Origin of the sequence: Streptomyces sp. NPDC087270, from assembly GCF_044744625.1 — a bacterium.
Classification (GTDB): Bacteria; Actinomycetota; Actinomycetes; order Streptomycetales; family Streptomycetaceae; genus Actinacidiphila.
This window is the reverse complement of sequence record NZ_JBIUYR010000011.1, coordinates 120,722-137,707: the sequence shown is the minus strand read 5'-3', so window position 1 is coordinate 137,707 and position 16,986 is coordinate 120,722. Positions and strand designations below refer to the sequence as shown.

Genomic DNA, 16,986 nt, shown 5'->3' with positions numbered 1-16,986 from the left:
CGGACCGACAGAACGCGAGCTTCAAGGTCATGTCCAACCCTCCGGAGACCTCGACCGAACTCCTTGAGAGCCTCCAGCACCAGGTCGCCCTCTTCGCCCGCCGCGCCGAGCAGACCCGGCTCGGCGGTGTCGGCAGGGCCCGCAACTCCATGGACCGCGCCGCCTACCTCCTGCTCAACCGGCTCGACCACGAGGGCCCGATGGGCGTCAAGGCACTCGCCGAGGCGATGGGCATCGACTCCTCCACGGTCACCCGCCAGGTCGCGCCGCTGGTCGACACCGGCCTGGTCAAGCGCACCTCCCACCCCGAGGACGGACGTGCGGTCGTCCTCGCGCTGTCCCCGCGCGGCCGCGGTCGGCTGGGCGAAGTACGCGACTCCCGGCGGGAGTTGATGGCCAAGGTGACCGAGGACTGGTCGCCGCGGGAACGGGAGCTGTTCACCGAGCTGCTGGGCCGCTTCAACATCGCGCTGGCCGACTGGCACTCCGGGTTCGGGCAGCGCGGCGAGCCGGACCGCGGCGAGGACATCGTCGGCCGCTGAGCGCACCCCCGCACCGGCGCCGCCGAACCGGTGTGACCCGGGTCACGCACGAGTATTGACCCCGGGCCCGGGCGTGCCGTCCCATGGCCGCGTGGGGACTCCAGGGCGCACTCCAGGACGCACTCCAGGGCGTCAGCGCCGGGCGGTCGCGGGGACCCGCCGGGACGCCGAGTTCGCGGCGTTCGTCGCGGGCGCGGGCGGACGGCTGCTGCACTCCGCCCTCCTCCTCACCGGCGACCGGGCCGCCGCCGAGCGGCTGCTCACCGCCGCGCTCGCCCGGCTCTACGCGGACTGGCAGCACCTGCTCGACGGCGACGACCCCTACGACCGGGCGCGCACCGAGCTGTTCGTGCGGTACGCCTACCGGCCCTGGCGCCGCCTGCGCGGCGGCGCCCTCGACGGGCTCTCCGCGCGCGAGCGGCTCATCATCACCATGCGGTACTTCGAGGGGATCGGGGAGGAGCAGACCGCGGCGCTGCTCGGGATGGGGGTCGAACGGGTCGGGGAGATCGCCGCGCACAGCGGGGCGAGGCTGCGCAGCCGGCCGGCCCGGGTCGGCCCCCGGGCCGCACGGTCCCGGTCCCGTACGGCCTCGGCGGTCGGACGGTGAGTGCGCCGCCGAACCGGCGCGAGGACGAGTTGCGGCGGCAACTCGACACCCCGCACCCGCTGGTGCCCTCCGACCTCGCGGAGCGCGCCGCCGCGCGGGGCCGCCACCTCCTACGGCGCCGCCGCATCGTGCGCTACGCGCTCTGCGCGGTCCTCCTCGCCGCGGCCACCACGGCAGTGCTCCTCCTCGCCTGAACCCCCCGGGTGCCCCAGCCCTGCCGGCGCCGGGACCACCCCCTGGGGGCTGCCCTTGGACACGGCGAGCAACCACCCCCCGCGCGAGCACCCAAACCGGCAGGTGGTCCCTCGACCGTCGGACCGGGGCACCCGGGTGGATCAGCCGAGCGCGCCGCGAAGATCGTCGATGAGGTCGTCCACCGCTTCGATGCCGACCGAGATACGGACGAGGTCCGCCGGAACCTCGAGCGCGGAACCGGCCACAGACGCATGCGTCATACGCCCCGGGTGCTCGATGAGCGACTCCACCCCGCCGAGCGACTCCCCGAGCGTGAAGAGCTCCGCACGGTCGCAGACGGCGACCGCCGCCTCCTCACCGCCGGCCACCTGGAAGGACACCATCCCGCCGAACCCCCGCATCTGCTTCGCCGCGACCTCGTGCCCGGGGTGCGAGGCGAGCCCGGGGTAGTAGACCCGGGTGACCTTGCCGTGGCCCGCCAGCATCTCCGCGATCCGCCCGGCGTTCTCGCTGTGCCGGTCCATCCGCACCGCGAGCGTCTTGATCCCGCGCATGACCAGCCACGCGTCGAACGGCCCGGCCACCGCGCCCATCGCGTTCTGGTGGTACGCCAACTCCTCGCCGAGCGCGGCGTCGGAGGTGACCAGCGCACCGCCGACGACGTCGGAGTGCCCGCCCATGTACTTGGTCATGGAGTGCACCACCACGTCCGCGCCCAGCGCCAGCGGCTGCTGGAGGTAGGGGCTGGCGAAGGTGTTGTCGACCACCAGCCGCACCCCGGCCTGGTGCGCCACCCCGGCGAGCGCGGCGATGTCGGTGATGCCGAGCAGCGGGTTGGACGGCGTCTCCACCCAGATCAGCTTCGTCTCCGGCCGTACGGCGTCGCGTACCGCCTGCACGTCGGAGGTGTCGGCGACCGACCACCGCACGCCCCACCGCTCGGCGACCTTCGAGAAGAGCCGGAAGGTGCCGCCGTAGGCGTCGTTGGGGATGACCACGTGGTCGCCGGGCGTCAGCACCGTACGCAGCAGGCAGTCCTCCGCGGCCAGGCCGGACGCGAAGGCGAGGCCGCGGCTGCCGCCTTCGAGGGCGGCGAGGTTCTGTTCGAGCGCGGTGCGGGTCGGGTTGGCCGAGCGGCTGTACTCGTAACCGCCGCGCAGTCCACCGACGCCGTCCTGCTTGTACGTCGAGACCTGGTAGATCGGCGTGACCACCGCACCGGTCTGCGCGTCGGCCGGCTGGCCGGCGTGGATCGCCAGGGTCTCGAAGTGCTGGTGCGCACGCGGGTGGTGAGGGCTATCGTTCATGCCGCCGAGCGTAGCCGCCGAGCACCGTGACCCGCTGATCGGCGCAACGCGCCGGATCGTACGGCGTGGCGCGCGCCCCCGTTCCGACCGGGCGGGTCCGCGCCCGGCGGCCGGGGCGGCTCAGGCCCGCGCGGTGGCGCGGGCCGGCACGTGGGGGACGGCCGCGCCCGGGTCGTGCCCGGCGAAGACCAGGGCGATCACCAGGCCCGCCGCTTCCTCCAGTTGGCGCGCGCGGCGCAGCGGCCCGACGGCCGCGGGCTCGGCGCCGGCGTCGCGGACGAGGCCGGCGGCGGTGTGCAGGGCCGCCTCGTCGTCGCCCGCGATCGGTACGGTGACCGGTGCGCGGCCGGGCGACCACTGGTCCGCGGGGAAGAGGTGGAACGCCTTGACCACGTGTGCGCCCGGGGCGAGTTCCGCGATGTGCTCGGCGGCGGCCCGGCCGTCGGCCACGAGGTGCTCGCCGACGCCGTGGTCCACCGCGTTGACCGGGTCGATCAGCACGGTCCCGGACAGCGCGCCGCCGGCGGCGCCCGCCGCGCGCAGGATGTCGGGCACCCCGGTCCAGGTGACGGCGAGCAGCACGGCGTCCTGCCCGGCGACGGCCTCAGCAGGGGTGGCCCCCGCGCGGGCGGTGCCACGGGCGGCCGTACCGCCACGGCCCGGATCACCGGTGACCGTACCGGCGCCCATCGCGGCCGCCGCCGCGGCGGCCTTCTCCGGCGAACGGCCGCCGACCACCACGTCGTGCCCGGCCCGTACCCAGGCCGCCCCCAGCGCGGTCGCCAGGTTTCCGGTGCCGAGAATCCCGATCCTCATCGTGTGCTCCCGAAGGTGTGGGCGGCTTGCGGGTCGAGGCCGCCGCGGGACCGCCACCGTAGGAAAACCGACGCGCACCGGACGGTAGGAAACGGATGCGGGACCATGGCGGCACGATGGACGACGACCGCGCCACCCCGACGACCACCGCACCGGCGACCACGGCACCGACGACCGCCGCACCGGTGACGGCCGAACCGGCGACCGGCACCCGGGCCCCGCACGACGCCCGGGAGAACCGAGGCGCCCCCACCACCCGGAACCCCGGGGACGCCTCCTGCGAGCGGCTGCTCGTGGACTGCCGGCTGCGCGCGGCCACCGAGCTGTTCGCCCACACCTGGGACCCGGTGATCCTCGCCGGGCTCAGCGAAGGGCCCCTGCGCCGGGCCGAGTTGCGGGCGCTGGCCGGCGGGATCAGCGACAAGGTGCTCACCGAGTCGCTGCGCCGCCTGCTCGCCAACGGCCTGGTGGAGCGCCGCGCCTTCCGCGCCGCGCCGCCCCGGGTCGACTACGGCCTCACACCGCTCGGCACCAGCCTGGTGGACGGCCCGCTGCGCGCGATGGGCCGCTGGACCCGGGAGCACGGCGAGGAACTGCTCGAAGCCCAGGAGCGCGCCGCCGGGCAGGCGGCGAGCTGACGGCCGGCGGCGGGCCGACGACGGGCTGACGACCGGCGGCGGCGCCGCCCCGGGGGCTCACTTGCGGGTGGACTCGCGCACCGTGAGGGTGCCCTTGCGGATGGTGGCCAGCCGGGGGGCGCGCTTGGCGATGGTGGAGTCGTGGGTGACCAGGATGAAGGTGAGGCCGCGGTCGCGCCACAGCCCTTCGAGCAACGCCATGATGTCGTCGCGGGTGCCCTCGTCGAGGTTGCCGGTCGGCTCGTCGGCGAGCAGCACCTTGGGCTCCTTGACCAGGGCGCGGGCGATGGCGACGCGCTGCTGCTGGCCGCCGGAGAGCTCGGACGGCAGGTGGGTGAGGCGCTCGCCGAGTCCGACCGACTCCAGGGCGGCCGCGGCGCGGGTGCGGCGCAGCGACGGGCGGACCCCGAGCGGCACCAGCGCGGTCTCGACGTTCTCCTGGGCGGTGAGCGTGGGGATGAGGTTGAAGCTCTGGAAGATGAAGCCGATGTTCTCCGAGCGGACCTTGGTCAGCCGTGCCTCGCTGAGCTTGGCCAGGTCGGTGCCGTCGAACTCGATCGAGCCTGAGGTGGGCCGGTCCAGCGCGCCGAGCATCTGGAGCAGGGTGGACTTGCCGCCGCCGGTGGGGCCTTGGATGACGACCTGGTCGCCGTCGGCGATGGTGAGGTCGATGCCGCGCAGGGCGTCGACGTTGGTCTTGCCCCGGCGATAGCGCTTGGTGACGCCGCTGAGCTGGTACATGGGTGGACTCCTGGGAGCGGAAGGGAAGTGGGGGTGGCCGCCGGGTGAGAGGCCCCGGGGGCGGCCGGACGGCCGGGGTCACGCGGCGGAGCGGCCAGGTGACCGAGTGACCGGGTGGCGGCCACCCGGCCCTGCCCGGCCACCGGGTGGGGCCGGGCGGCGAGGCCGACGAGCGAGGCCGATCAGCGAGGCCGATCAGCGGGCGGCGCGGCCGATCGGCGGCCGATCACAGCCGCGGCTACTCGACGCGGCGCAGCGCGTCGGCCGGGCGCAGCCGGGACGCGCGCCAGCCGCCGAAGGCGCCGGCGATCAGGCCGCCGCCGATGGCGAGCCCCACGGCCAGCACGATGGTGCCGGCGCTGACGGGCGCGCTCAGGGCGACGTCGAGCGTCTTGGACGCGGCCTGCCGGGCGCCGCCGCCGAAGCCGCCGGGGCCCCCGCCGCCGGGCCCGCCCGTGCCGCCGGAGGAGGCGGAGGAGCCGAGTTGGGCCGTGAGGCTGGGGCTGATCTCGGTGACGGCGAAGGCGCCGGCCAGGCCCAGCGCGATCCCGAGGACGCCGCCGATCAGGCCGTTGACCAGGGCCTCGCCCATGACCTGCCGGGTGACCCGGCCGCTCTTCCAGCCGAGCGCCTTGAGCGTGCCGAACTCCCGCACGCGGCGGCTGACCGCCGAGGAGGTGAGCAGCCCGGCGACGAGGAACGCGGCGATCAGCACCGCGATGGACAGCCACTTGCCGACGTTCGTGGCGAGCGACGACGCCGTGGACAGCGACCCGGAGACGGTGGAGGCGAGGTCGGCGGAGGTGGTGACGGTGGTGCCGGAGATGTTCTTCTGGATCTCCGACTTGACCCCCGAGATCTGCTTGGAGTCGGCCGCCTTGACGTAGACCGTGGTGACCTTGTTCGCCGAGGAGGAGAGGGTCTGCGCCTGCTTCAGCGGCAGGTAGAGGTTGGCCGCCGCGTCGCCGCTGTCGGCGGTGGCGATGCCGATCACCTTGTACTTGGTGCCCTTGACGGTGACGGTGGAGCCGACCTTGAGCTTGTTCTGCTTGGCGTACGCGGAGTCGGCGACCATCACCTTCGCGTCGGCGTCGGCCGCGGTGAAGGTGGTGCCGGAGGTGATCTTGGAGGAGGTCAGTGGGCCGAGCGAGAGGTTGGAGACGTCCACGCCGTAGAGCGTGTAGCTGTTGGCGTCGAACTGCGCGCCGCCGCCCTTGACCTCGCCCTGCGGCGCGCCGCTGCCGCCGGAGCCGCCGCCGGGCCCGCCACCCGCGCCGGAGGTGCTCTGGCGCTGCTGGAACTGGCCTGGCGTGAAGGTGCCGTTGATCTTCAGCACCTGGAGGTTGAGCCCGCCGACCGCGCCCGCGACGTTCTTCTGCTTGCCGACGCTGCTGACGACCGAGGAGGACAGGGTCTGGAAGCCCTGCACGGTGACCCGGTCGCTGCTCTGCGACTTGCCGTCGCTGTTCGCGTCGAAGTCGAACTTGGGCCGGGTGGTGGAACCGGTGCCGGCGGCCGGCGCGGCCTTGGTGACCGTCATGTCGGTGCCCAGGCCGTACAGCGACTTGAGCACCTTGCCCTGGGCCTGGTCCATGCCGGACGAGACCGAGTCGACCGTGATGACGAGGCCGATGCCGAGCGCGAGGCCCAGCGCGACCACGAGCGCCGCCTTGCGCCGGCGGCGCAGCTCGCGCCGGAGATACGTGAAGAACATCCGATTCCTCGTGTTTGGCAGAGAGAGGCAGTGGAGTGCACCGGGGTGAGGTGCGGAGAGCGGGGGCGAACGCGAGGAGGGCGAGGCGTCCGCCCCTGCTCCCACTGCCGCGCAACGCTAGGAATCGGCGGTGAGGGCGCGGTGAGGCGAAAGTGAGGGGGGCTTGAGAAAGAGCACGTGGAGATGAGGTCCGGCTGAGCGGAAGGTGATTTCTTCCTTGAACAGGCCGCGCACGGCCTGTTCACAGCCGGTCCCCAGGTTGGTCCGGGACTCTTGTCCGTTGCCCGGACCGGCGTACGGGCCGGCAGGCCGGTCCGCCGGTCCGACCGGGGACGTGCAGCGGTCGTACGGTTCAGCGCACGCCGAGCAGGTGGTCCATGGCGAGCTGGTCGAGCGCCTCGAAGGCCATCCCGCGCTCGGCCACCGCGTCCGCGTCGAAGTCCTCGTACGCGCTGCGGTCGGCGAGCAGCTCGGCCAGCGACTCGTCGGCGCCCAGCGTGGTCTGCGCCAGCTCGTCCAGGCCGGAGACGCGCAGCGCCTCCTGGACCACCGGGTCGGCGCGGAAGGCGGCGGCCCGCTCCTTGAGGATCAGGTAGTTGCGCATGCCGCCGGCCGCCGACGCCCACACGCCGGACATGTCCTCGGTCCGCGGCGGCTTGAAGTCGAAGTGCCGCGGGCCCTCGTAGCCGCCGCGCTCCAGCAGGTCGACCAGCCAGAAGGCCGAGCGCAGGTCGCCGGCGCCGAACCGCAGGTCCTGGTCGTACTTGATGCCGGTCTGGCCGTTGAGGTCGAGGTGGAAGAGCTTGCCGTGCCACAGCGCCTGGGCGATGCCGTGCGGGAAGTTGAGCCCGGCCATCTGCTCGTGGCCGACCTCGGGGTTGACGCCGACGATGTCGGGGCGCTCCAGCGAGTTGATGAACGCCAGCGCGTGGCCGACGGTCGGCAGCAGGATGTCGCCGCGCGGCTCGTTCGGCTTCGGCTCCACCGCGAAGCGCAGGTTGTAGCCCTGCTCGGTGACGTACTGGCCGAGGATGTCGAAGGCTTCCTTCATCCGGTCCAGCGCGACCCGGACGTCCTTGGCGCCGCCGGACTCCGCGCCCTCCCGGCCGCCCCACGCGACGTAGGTCTCGGCGCCCAGCTCCACGGCCAGGTCGATGTTGCGGATCACCTTGCGCAGCGCGAAGCGGCGCACCTCGCGGAGGTTGGAGGTGAAGCCGCCGTCCTTGAAGACGGGGTGGGTGAAGAGGTTGGTGGTGGCCATCGGCACCTTCATGCCGGTGGCGTCCAGCGCCTGCCGGAAGCGCTTGATGTGGCCGTCGCGCTCGGCGTCGGAGGAGCCGAAGGGGATCAGGTCGTCGTCGTGGAACGTCACGCCGTACGCGCCCAGTTCGGCGAGCCGGTTCACCGACTCGACCGGGTCGAGCGGGGCGCGGGTCGCGTCGCCGAACGGGTCGCGGCCTTGCCAGCCGACCGTCCACAGTCCGAAGGTGAACTTGTCGGCGGGGGTGGGGGTGAGGTTCGTCTCGGAAGTCATTGCGGTCGGCTCCTATTCGTCAGACTGTTGAACAAATTAGTATGCGAGCCCAGGGTTGGGAAGTAGGAACCGCGCGAAAGGACCGGGATCACATGGCGCGACAAGGGCAGATCGTGCTCGGCGTGGACAGTTCGACGCAGTCCACGAAGGTGCTGGCGGTCGACGTCGACAGCGGCGAGGTGCTCGCCCGCGGCCAGGCGGCGCACACCGTCAGCACCGGCGCCGGGCGCGAGACCGACCCCGAGGTGTGGTGGAACGCCCTCCAGGAAGCGCTGGGCGAGCTCGGACCGTACGCGGCGCGGGCCGACGCGATCTCGGTCGGCGGCCAGCAGCACGGCCTGGTCGTGCTCGACGAGCGGGGCCGCCCGGTGCGGGACGCGCTGCTGTGGAACGACGTCCGCTCCGCCCCGCAGGCCGAGGCGCTGGTGGAACGGCACGGCGCCGCGTGGTGGGCCGAGCGGGTCGGCTCGGTGCCCGGCGCGAGCTTCACCATCGCCAAGTGGGAGTGGCTGCGCGCCCACGAACCCGAGGCGGCCGCGGCCGCGCGGGCGGTCCGGCTGCCGCACGACTTCCTCACCGAGCGGCTGAGCGGCACCGCCGTCACCGACCGCGGCGACGCCTCCGGCACCGGCTGGTGGGCGGCGAGCACCGGGGCGTACGACGACGCGCTGCTCGCCGAGGTCGGGCTCGACCCGAAGCTGCTGCCCGCGGTGCTCGGGCCCGGCGAGCAAGCCGGCACCGTACGGGACGGCGCCGGCGTACGGCCCGGCGCGCTGGTCGGCGCCGGCACCGGCGACAACGCAGCCGCCGCCCTCGGCCTCGGGCTCGCCCCGGGGCGGCCGGTGCTCAGCCTCGGCACCTCCGGCACCGTCTACGCGGTCGCCCGGCAGCGCCCGGCCGACCCCTCCGGCACCGTCGCGGGGTTCGCCGCCGCCGACGGGGCCTGGCTGCCGCTGGCCTGCACGCTGAACTGCACGCTCGCCGTGGACAAGGTCGCCACGCTGCTCGGCCGCGACCGCGAGCAGGTCGACCCCGGCGGCTCGGTCGCCTTCCTCCCCTTCCTCGACGGCGAGCGCACCCCGAACCTGCCGTACGCCTCCGGCCTGCTCACCGGCGTCCGGCACGACACCACCGCCGGGCAGGTGCTCCAAGGCGCCTACGACGGTGCGGTGTACGCGCTGCTCGCCGCGCTCGACCTCGTGCTCGCCGTCGACGGGGCGGACCCCGGCGACCAGCCGATCCTGCTGATCGGCGGCGGCGCACGGGGGGCCGCGTGGCGGGAGACCGTACGGAGGCTTTCCGGGCGGGCGGTCCAGGTGCCCGTCGCCTCGGAGCTGGTCGCCCTCGGCGCGGCGGTCCAGGCGGCCGTCCTCCTCACCGGCGAGGAGCCCGCCGCGGTCGCCGCGCGCTGGGGCACCGACCGGGGCGAGCTGCTCCCGGCGACGGAACGCGACGACGCGACGCTCGAACGGCTGCGGGCAGCGCTGCCGTTGGTGGGCGCCTGACGTCACAGGCGCTTGCCGCGGGGCGGAAGGGCGAATGTCGGAACCCCCGCGGCGGGGGCCCGGGGCGTGCTCCCCACCAGAAGCGGCGGGTGGGCGGGGAGGAGCCCCCGGAGGGGCCGCACATACTTTGTGGACGGCACGGCGTGAAAGGAGAACCGTGGTCAAACGCACCGGCGCCCAATCGGAACTACGCCACCGCAACCTCTCCCTGGTGATGCGAGCCCTGGCCACGGAAGACGACCTCACCCGCGCCACCATCGCCGCCGAGGTCGGCCTCACCCGGGCCACCGTCTCCACGCTCGTGGACGAACTCCTGGCCGCGGGCCTGCTGGAGGAGCGCGGAGCCCGCCGCCCCGGCACCGTGGGCCGCCCCGGCACTGCCCTCGCGCTGTCCGACACCGGCCCCGCCGGCATCGGCGCGGAGATCGGTATCGACCACCTCGCCGCCTGCGTGGTGGACCTCCGCGGCGAGCTGCGCTGCCGTACCGAGTCCCCCGCCGCGAACCGGGGCCGCCCGGCCGCGTCCGTGCTGGCCGAACTCGCGGAGCTGACCGCGCAGGTCGCCAAGGAGGCCGCCGCGATGGAGCTGCGCCCGGTCGGCACCACGGTCGCCGTCCCCGGCCTGGTCAGCCGCGACCGCGGCACCGTACTGCGCGCCCCCAACCTCGGCTGGGAGGACGTCTCCGTCGCCACCGCGCTCGGCCCGCACGCGACCGTCGTGGAGAACGAGGCGAACCTCGGCGCGCTCGCCGAGCTCTGGCTCGGCGGCCACGACCGCCTCGCGGACTTCGTCCACGTCTCCGCCGAGATCGGCATCGGCGCCGCCCTCATCGTGGAGGGCCGGCTCTTCCGCGGCGCCCGCGGCTTCGCCGGCGAGCTCGGCCATGTCCCGGTCCACCCGGACGGGCCGCTGTGCTCGTGCGGCGCGCACGGCTGCCTGGAGACCTTCGCCGGCGAGGAGGCCCTGCTCCGGTCCGCGGGCGCCGGCACCCCGAGGGAGCTGCGCACCGCCGCGGCGGCCGGCGACCCCGCTGCGATCCGCGCCCTGGAGGACGCCGGCGCGGCCCTGGGCATCGCGCTGAGCGGCGCCGTCAACCTCCTCGACCCGCAGGCCGTGGTGGTCGGCGGCCCGCTCGCGGACCTCGCGCCCTGGCTGCTGCCCGGCGCGCGCCGCGAACTGGCCGCCCGCGTCACCGACCGCCAGTGGCGCCCGGAGGACGTGGTCACCTCGCGGCTCGGCCGCGACGGCGTGCTGCGCGGCGCCGCCTACAGCGCGGTGCGGGCCGTCCTGGACGACCCGGCCGCCTGGATTCACACCGCCCTGGACTGACGAGCGAGCCGGGCGGTACCGGCCGCGCCCCCGAGACGCGACCCGTACCGCCCGGCTCACTCCCGTACGGCCGCTCCCGTACGGTCTGCTGCCCGGCCGGCTACCTGCCCGGCTCAGCTCACAGCGCGGAGCCGGCCACCCACTTGCTCCACGACATGTTCCAGCCGTTGAGGCCGTTGTCGGGCTGGATGGTCTTGTCGGGCGAGTTCTTCACCACGACCACGTCGCCGATCAGCGAGTTGTTGTAGAACCACGCCGCGTCCGTCGTGTCGTCCTTGCCGCCCTTGACGTCGCTCAGCCCGATGCAGCCGTGGCTGGTGTTGGCGGTGCCGAAGATCGACTTGTCGGACCAGTAGTTGCCGTGGATGAACGTGCCGGAGTTGCTCAGCCGCATGGCGTGCGGCACGTCGGGGATGTCGTACTCGCCCTTGCCGTCGTCGTCGGTGAAGCCCACCGTCGCGCCGTTCATCCGGGTGGTCTGGTCCTTCTCCTCGATGACCATCTGGCCGTCGTAGGTGGTGTGCCCGTCGCCGCCGGCGGAGATCGGCAGGGTGCGGATCACCTTGCCGTCGCGGACCACGGTCATCATGTGCGTGGCGGCGTCCACCGTGGAGACCTGCGAGCGGCCCACGTCGAAGCCGACCGTCTTGTGCTGCGTGCCGTAGACGCCCGGGGCGCCCTCGACGCCCGCCAGGTTCAGGTTCAGCGTGACGTGCGAGCCGGCCTGCCAGTAGCTCTGCGGCCGCAGGTCGAGCCGGGTGGAGCTGAACCAGTGGCCGACGACCTGCTGCCCGCTGCTGGACTGCACGGAGATCCCGCGCTGCACGGCGGCCCGGTCGGCGGACGAGATCGCCTTGCTGAAGTTGATCGAGACCGGCATGCCCACGCCCACCGTGGAGCCGTCCTCCGGGGTGAAGTACCCGACGAAGCTGCCGGTGGCCGCCTTGGTGCCGAACGTGGCCTGCGTGGAGGTCGTACGTCCCTGCGAGTCGCTGGCGGTGGCGGATATCCGGAACTGGAGGCCGTGCGCGAGCGTCGCGTTCGGCGTCCAGGTGGTGCCGTCGGCGGATATCCTGCCCGCCACGGTGTGGCCGGTCGACGTGGCCGTCATCGTCACCTTGGTCAGCTTGCCGCCGGTGACGCTCACCTTCACCGCGCCGCTCACCGCGGCCTGGGTGGTGCCGGACTTCGGCGAGATGGTGATCTTCGCGGTCGAGGTGTGCTTGGCCGCCGCCGCGTCCTCCCGGGCCTGCGTCTGCGGGCTGGTGGTCGGGCTCGTGGTGGGGTTGGAGCCGGGGTCGGCGGAGGTGGCGCTCGTCGTCGGGGAGACGGACGCGGCCGCGTTCTGGCTGCTGTCCTTGCCGCTGTCGCCGTGGCCGCACGCGGTCAGCGCCACCGCGCCGCCGGCCACCACCGCGAGCGCCGCGAGGGTGCCGCGGCGGAACACGGTGCGCTTCCGGCGGACTGCTCCGGTCGGGCCGTGCTCGGCGGGGCCGTCCTCTGCGGAGGCGGGGGATTTTCCGGTGTCGGGCGGCGTCACGCGTCTCTCCCATGATCGGGGTCGCCCGCAGGCCGAAACGATCGGCGCGGGGCTTCTTCCGCCATCCATGGAAACAGCCTCGGCGCCAGGTATGTCCTTTCCGATGGAAATTGTGGGCTTTGACACGTACTCCCCGTGATGACCGTCACGCGGCTTTCCGCGGCATTCCGTAGCCCGCCCGCCACGCACCGCGAACCGCCGGCGAATCCCCGTCGGGCCGACCCGCCGCTTCCCACCGGCCGCCGCCAGTCACTACGATCGGCCCTTACGGTCAACTCGCCGCATCCGCTGGGGGATCAGATGGCCTCGCCCCGCCCGTACGTCGCCGTGGCCGCCGCTGCCGTGCTGGCCGCGCTCTACTTCGTCCCCTCGGCACACGCGGACACCGCCACCGTCGCGGCCACCTCCACCGTCGCGGCCACGACGCCGGCCGCCACCTCCGCCCGGACCCCCGCCACGACCACGCAGGCGGCGCCCGCCGGGTCGCTCGCCGAGACCGGCATGATCGACACGAAGCCCTACGTCATCGGCGGCGCGGTCTTCCTCCTCGCCGGCGCCGGGCTCGTCGTCAACGCCACCCGCCGCTCCCGCCACGCCTTGCAGGTCGCCGAGGCGGCGGAGGACGCCGACCCGGAGGAGTAAGCCGGCGGCTCTCCGCCGAGCCCGCCCTCCCCCGCCCATCGCCGGGCGCGCGCCCTCCCGCGTCGCTCGGCCCGGCCCAGCCAGCCCCGGCCGCGCGCCGCCACGCCCCACGCCCCACGCCCCACGCCCCACGCCCCGGGACCGGACCCCGGACCCGCGGCAGGCAAAACCTCGGTCAAGAGGGTGGCCGCGATTCATTTATCTGAACTCCGGGTCTTGACGTGCACCAGCCAACGGCCCAACCATGCTGACTCATGGTTAGGAAGCTTTCCTAACCTGTCACCCCTGCGGTCTTGCGCTCCCCCACTGTCTCCTCCGCCTCCCGAGAGGTTTCACCATGGCCAAGTCACCCGTCCGCCCCGCACTCGTCGCCGCGGCCGCGGTCGCCCCGGTGCTCGCGCTGCTCGCCGCGGCCCCCGGCGCCCACGCCGCCGCCGTGGCCCCGACCGCGCTCCCCGCACAGTTCGCGGCGCCGTACCTGCAGATCGACTCCTCCTCCGCCAAGGACATGGCCGCCGACCAGAGCGCGAGCGGGCTGAAGAACTACACGCTGGCCTTCCTCACCTCCAAGTCCGGCTGCACCCTCCAGTGGGAGGACGGCGGGGACTCGGTCGGCGCCTTCAGCTCCCAGATCAACGCGGTGAAGTCGGCCGGCGGCAACGTGATCCCGTCCTTCGGCGGCGCCGGCAGCAAGGAACTCGCCCAGACCTGTACCTCGGTCTCCAGTCTCACCGCGGCCTACCAGAAGGTGGTCAGCACCTACGGCGTCACCCGGCTCGACTTCGACATCGAGGGCGACACCCTCGCCAACGGCAACGCCAACGCCCGGCGGGACCAGGCCCTGGCGGCGCTCCAGCAGGCCGACCCGTCCGTGCAGATCGACTGGACGGTGGCCGTGGACCCGGACGGCATGGAGTCCGACGTCACCACGCTGCTGAAGAACGCGCAGTCGGCGGGGGTGAAGACCAGCGCGGTGAACCTCATGACCATGGACTTCGGCGACGGCGAGAACGCCCTGGCGGACGCGGAGTCCGGTGCCACCGCCGCCGAGAAGCAGTTCGCGAGCATCTACGGCGGCTCGGCCGCGCAGAACTGGGCCCGCATGGGCCTGACCCCGATCGCCGGGCAGAACGACGACGACGAGAACTTCACCCAGGCGAACGCCTCCACCCTGGAGAGCTTCGCCGCGTCGAAGGGCGTGCAGGAACTGGCCTTCTGGGAGGTCGACCAGTACGACAAGCCGACCGGGTACGCCTACTCCAAGATCTTCAACAAGATCTGAAGGACCTGAAGGACCTGGAGGACCAGAAGGACCTGGAGGATCTGACGCCGAGGACGACGGCGGGCGCACCCTGACCCGTCCGGACCCGCATGCCGGCGATGCGGGTCCGGACGCTCTCCCGGAGCGGACCCGGACCCGGACACGGCCGCGGGTCCGGACGCCCGCCCCCGGCTGGTGCGGTCACGGCACTAGGCCAACGGCCCCGTCACGCTCTCCGCGGCCCGGACCAGGGAGCCGTGGCGGACGAAGGCCTCCGCGGCCGCGAGGTCGGGCGCGAGGAAGCGGTCCCGCCCGGGCCCGGGCACCCCGGCGGCGCGCAGCGCGGCGAGCACGGCGGCGGTGGCGGGCGCCGGGCGCAGCTCGGTCCCGGTGGTACGGATCTCCAGCGCCCGGGTGGCCGCGAACATCTCCACCGCGATGACCCGGGTGAGCGCGTCCACCGCGGTCCGCAGCTTCCGCGCCGCGGACCACCCCATGGACACGTGGTCCTCCTGCATCGCCGAGGAGGGGATCGAGTCGACGGACGCGGGCACCGCCAGCCGCTTCATCTCGCTGACCAGCGCCGCCTGGGTGTACTGCGCGATCATCAGCCCGGAGTCCACGCCCGGGTCGTCGGCGAGGAAGGGCGGCAGCCCGTGCGACCGGTTCTTGTCGAGCAGCCGGTCCGTACGCCGCTCCGCGATCGACGCGAGGTCGGCCGCGGCGATCGCGAGGAAGTCCAGCACGTAACCGACCGGGGCGCCGTGGAAGTTGCCGTTCGACTCGACCGTGCCGGCCTCCGTCACCACCGGGTTGTCGATGGCCGCGGCCAGCTCGCGGTCCGCGACCAGCCGGGCGTGCGCGAGGGTATCCCGCCCGGCCCCGGCGACCTGCGGCGCGCACCGCACGGAGTACGCGTCCTGCACCCGCGGCGCGTCGTCCTGGTGGTGGCCGGTCAGGCCGGAGCCCGCGAGCACCCTGCGCATGTTGTCCGCGCTGGCCGCCTGCCCGGGGTGCGGGCGGATCGCGTGCAGTTCGGGCGCGAGCACCCGGTCGGTGCCGAGCAGCGCTTCGAGGGTGAGCGCGGCGGTGACGTCGGCCGCGGTGAACAGCCCCGCCAGGTCCGCGCAGGCCATCACGAGCATCCCGAGCATGCCGTCGGTGCCGTTGATGAGGGCCAGGCCCTCCTTCTCGCGCAGCTCGACCGCTTCGATGCCGTGCTCGGCGAGCAGCTCCCCCGCAGGGCGCACCACGCCGTCCGGCCCTTCCGCCTCGCCCTCCCCCATCAGCACCTGGGCGCAGTGCGCGAGCGGCGCGAGGTCGCCGGAGCAGCCGAGCGAGCCGTACTCGTGCACGACCGGAGTGATGCCCGCGTTCAGCACCGCCGCCATCGTCTCCACGACCACCGGGCGCACCCCGGTACGGCCCGACGCCAGCGTCTTCAGCCGCAGGAACATCAGCGCGCGCACCACCTCGCGTTCCACCCGCGGACCCATGCCCGCGGCGTGCGACCGTACGAGGCTGCGTTGCAGCTGGGCGCGCAGTTCCGGGCTGATGTGGCGCACCGCCAGCGCGCCGAAGCCCGTCGAGACGCCGTAGACCGGTTCCGGTTTCGCGGCGAGCGCGTCGATCACGTCGCGCGCTCGCGCGACGCCCTCCAGCGCCTCCGCGCCGACCTCGATCCGCGCGTTGCCGCGGGCGACGGCTGTGACGTCTTCCGCTTCCGTGCCGTGCGCGCCCAGCACCACCACGTTCTGCATATCCATATTCACAAACCCTAAGCACTGAATCGTTCCCTGTCACCCGCCGCCCCGGCGGCCGTGGTTTCGGTTCCGGCGGCGGTTCTCACGGCGCCGGTCGCGGAGGTCCACCGCCAAGGCGCCGAGGCCGAAGAGCAGGAGGCCGCCGGACACGGCGGCGGCGAGGAGCGCGAAGACGATGTTCGTGACGCTGTGGCTGTGCGCGGCGCCCGACGTGTCCACGTGGACGTACGCGACCGTGCCGTCGGGGTAGCGGCGGGCGGCGTCGCGGCGCTGCTGGTGGGAGCGGCCGTCGACGCTCCAGTGGTAGACGCAGGAGTACACGTCCTGGCTGGAGCCGACGTCCGGGTTCACCTCGGTGCCGTCCCGGCGGCACGCGGTGACGGTCGCGCGGACCTTCGTGGGGGAGTCGCCCCACTCCCGCAGCGCGTGCGTGCTCCACGCGGTCGAGGCCGCGCAACTCCAGACCAGGGCGAGCGCCACCGCGGACGCGCCGAGGTGTTCGCCCAGGTCCTCCCCCTTGCGCAGGGGCAGGGCGGTCAGCACGGCCACCAGCAGGGCGGCCGCGGTCACGGTGAGCGCGATCCGGGCCGGCGCCTCCCACGCGCGGTCGGCCACCACCAGCCACAACACGACCCACCCCGCGACCGCCGACGCGGTCACCGCCGCGACCGAGACCCGCTGCCACCTGTTCACGCCGCCCGCCCCCTCCGGCGCCCACGCGGCGCCGTGCGGTTCCATGCTCACCACCCGGCGCGGGCCCGTAAAGCCACTCCGGAGGCTCCGCCGGGAACGGCGGCGGGCGGACGCGGTGGCGTGCGAGGATGGCGGGAGGTTTGCGATCGTTAACC

General features: G+C 73.8%; 16 protein-coding genes. 8 read left to right on the top strand and 8 right to left on the bottom strand.

All coding sequences use genetic code 11. The annotated features are described in order from the left end of the window. Positions 1–29: 29 nt before the first annotated feature. The 3 genes from ACIPAE_RS22770 (at position 30) to ACIPAE_RS22760 (ending at position 1,346) form a co-directional block, all read left to right on the top strand. Positions 30–542 carry a MarR family transcriptional regulator gene (locus tag ACIPAE_RS22770; RefSeq protein ID WP_328468514.1) on the top strand — a complete coding sequence of 171 codons (513 nt, stop codon included), beginning with the start codon at positions 30–32 and terminating at the stop codon, positions 540–542. Between the two features lie 91 nt (positions 543–633). Further along, on the top strand, positions 634–1,152 hold the full coding sequence (locus ACIPAE_RS22765; protein ID WP_366411086.1) for a sigma factor-like helix-turn-helix DNA-binding protein: 519 nt from the start codon (positions 634–636) through the stop codon (positions 1,150–1,152). Further along, positions 1,149–1,346, top strand: coding sequence for a hypothetical protein (locus ACIPAE_RS22760; RefSeq protein WP_402447482.1), 198 nt, complete (start codon positions 1,149–1,151; stop codon positions 1,344–1,346). The genes ACIPAE_RS22765 and ACIPAE_RS22760 overlap by 4 nt, the downstream gene beginning before the upstream one ends. A gap of 141 nt (positions 1,347–1,487) precedes the next feature. Here the strand turns inward: ACIPAE_RS22760 and ACIPAE_RS22755 are convergent, their stop codons facing one another. Both ACIPAE_RS22755 and ACIPAE_RS22750 read right to left on the bottom strand, forming a co-directional pair. After that, positions 1,488–2,654, bottom strand: a complete 1,167-nt coding sequence (locus tag ACIPAE_RS22755; RefSeq protein ID WP_329365446.1) for a cystathionine gamma-synthase — start codon at positions 2,652–2,654, stop codon at positions 1,488–1,490. 120 nt (positions 2,655–2,774) lie between these two features. Continuing rightward, the gene (locus tag ACIPAE_RS22750; protein ID WP_402447480.1) at positions 2,775–3,470 is read right to left on the bottom strand and encodes an NADPH-dependent F420 reductase; all 696 of its coding nucleotides are present in this window, start codon (positions 3,468–3,470) and stop codon (positions 2,775–2,777) included. 287 nt (positions 3,471–3,757) lie between these two features. Here ACIPAE_RS22750 and ACIPAE_RS22745 point away from each other — a divergent pair, with 287 nt between their 5' ends. Then, complete coding sequence (locus tag ACIPAE_RS22745) at positions 3,758–4,108, top strand: helix-turn-helix domain-containing protein (protein WP_329373981.1); 351 nt, start codon at positions 3,758–3,760, stop codon at positions 4,106–4,108. Between the two features lie 57 nt (positions 4,109–4,165). On the opposite strand, the gene ACIPAE_RS22740 is transcribed toward ACIPAE_RS22745, so the two are convergent. From ACIPAE_RS22740 to xylA, 3 genes are all read right to left on the bottom strand, one after another. Beyond that, positions 4,166–4,849, bottom strand: a complete 684-nt coding sequence (locus ACIPAE_RS22740) for an ABC transporter ATP-binding protein (protein WP_366411083.1) — start codon at positions 4,847–4,849, stop codon at positions 4,166–4,168. 238 nt (positions 4,850–5,087) lie between these two features. After that, positions 5,088–6,563 carry an ABC transporter permease gene (locus ACIPAE_RS22735; RefSeq protein ID WP_329365451.1) on the bottom strand — a complete coding sequence of 492 codons (1,476 nt, stop codon included), beginning with the start codon at positions 6,561–6,563 and terminating at the stop codon, positions 5,088–5,090. A 352-nt stretch (positions 6,564–6,915) separates the two neighbouring features. Further along, positions 6,916–8,097, bottom strand: a complete 1,182-nt coding sequence (gene xylA / locus ACIPAE_RS22730) for a xylose isomerase (protein ID WP_402447478.1) — start codon at positions 8,095–8,097, stop codon at positions 6,916–6,918. A 92-nt stretch (positions 8,098–8,189) separates the two neighbouring features. On the opposite strand from xylA, the gene xylB reads away from it, so the two are divergent. Both xylB and ACIPAE_RS22720 read left to right on the top strand, forming a co-directional pair. Next, on the top strand, positions 8,190–9,602 hold the full coding sequence (gene xylB / locus ACIPAE_RS22725; protein ID WP_329365454.1) for a xylulokinase: 1,413 nt from the start codon (positions 8,190–8,192) through the stop codon (positions 9,600–9,602). Between the two features lie 214 nt (positions 9,603–9,816). Further along, positions 9,817–10,932, top strand: a complete 1,116-nt coding sequence (locus tag ACIPAE_RS22720) for an ROK family transcriptional regulator (protein ID WP_329373983.1) — start codon at positions 9,817–9,819, stop codon at positions 10,930–10,932. Between the two features lie 118 nt (positions 10,933–11,050). Here the strand turns inward: ACIPAE_RS22720 and ACIPAE_RS22715 are convergent, their stop codons facing one another. Beyond that, positions 11,051–12,379, bottom strand: coding sequence for an Ig-like domain-containing protein (locus tag ACIPAE_RS22715; protein WP_402447645.1), 1,329 nt, complete (start codon positions 12,377–12,379; stop codon positions 11,051–11,053). A 393-nt stretch (positions 12,380–12,772) separates the two neighbouring features. On the opposite strand from ACIPAE_RS22715, the gene ACIPAE_RS22710 reads away from it, so the two are divergent. Together ACIPAE_RS22710 and ACIPAE_RS22705 are read left to right on the top strand one after the other, a co-directional pair. Beyond that, positions 12,773–13,114 carry a hypothetical protein gene (locus ACIPAE_RS22710; RefSeq protein ID WP_329365456.1) on the top strand — a complete coding sequence of 114 codons (342 nt, stop codon included), beginning with the start codon at positions 12,773–12,775 and terminating at the stop codon, positions 13,112–13,114. Positions 13,115–13,451: 337 nt separating this feature from the next. Then, positions 13,452–14,396 (top strand): glycosyl hydrolase family 18 protein, encoded by a 945-nt coding sequence (locus ACIPAE_RS22705; RefSeq protein ID WP_366411081.1) that lies wholly within the window; start codon positions 13,452–13,454, stop codon positions 14,394–14,396. A gap of 188 nt (positions 14,397–14,584) precedes the next feature. On the opposite strand, the gene hutH is transcribed toward ACIPAE_RS22705, so the two are convergent. Together hutH and ACIPAE_RS22695 are read right to left on the bottom strand one after the other, a co-directional pair. After that, positions 14,585–16,141 carry a histidine ammonia-lyase gene (gene hutH, locus ACIPAE_RS22700; RefSeq protein ID WP_402447475.1) on the bottom strand — a complete coding sequence of 519 codons (1,557 nt, stop codon included), beginning with the start codon at positions 16,139–16,141 and terminating at the stop codon, positions 14,585–14,587. A 33-nt stretch (positions 16,142–16,174) separates the two neighbouring features. Next, entirely contained in the window at positions 16,175–16,876 is a 702-nt protein-coding gene (locus ACIPAE_RS22695) for a hypothetical protein (protein ID WP_402447473.1), read from the bottom strand. Between the last annotated feature and the right edge of the window lie 110 nt (positions 16,877–16,986).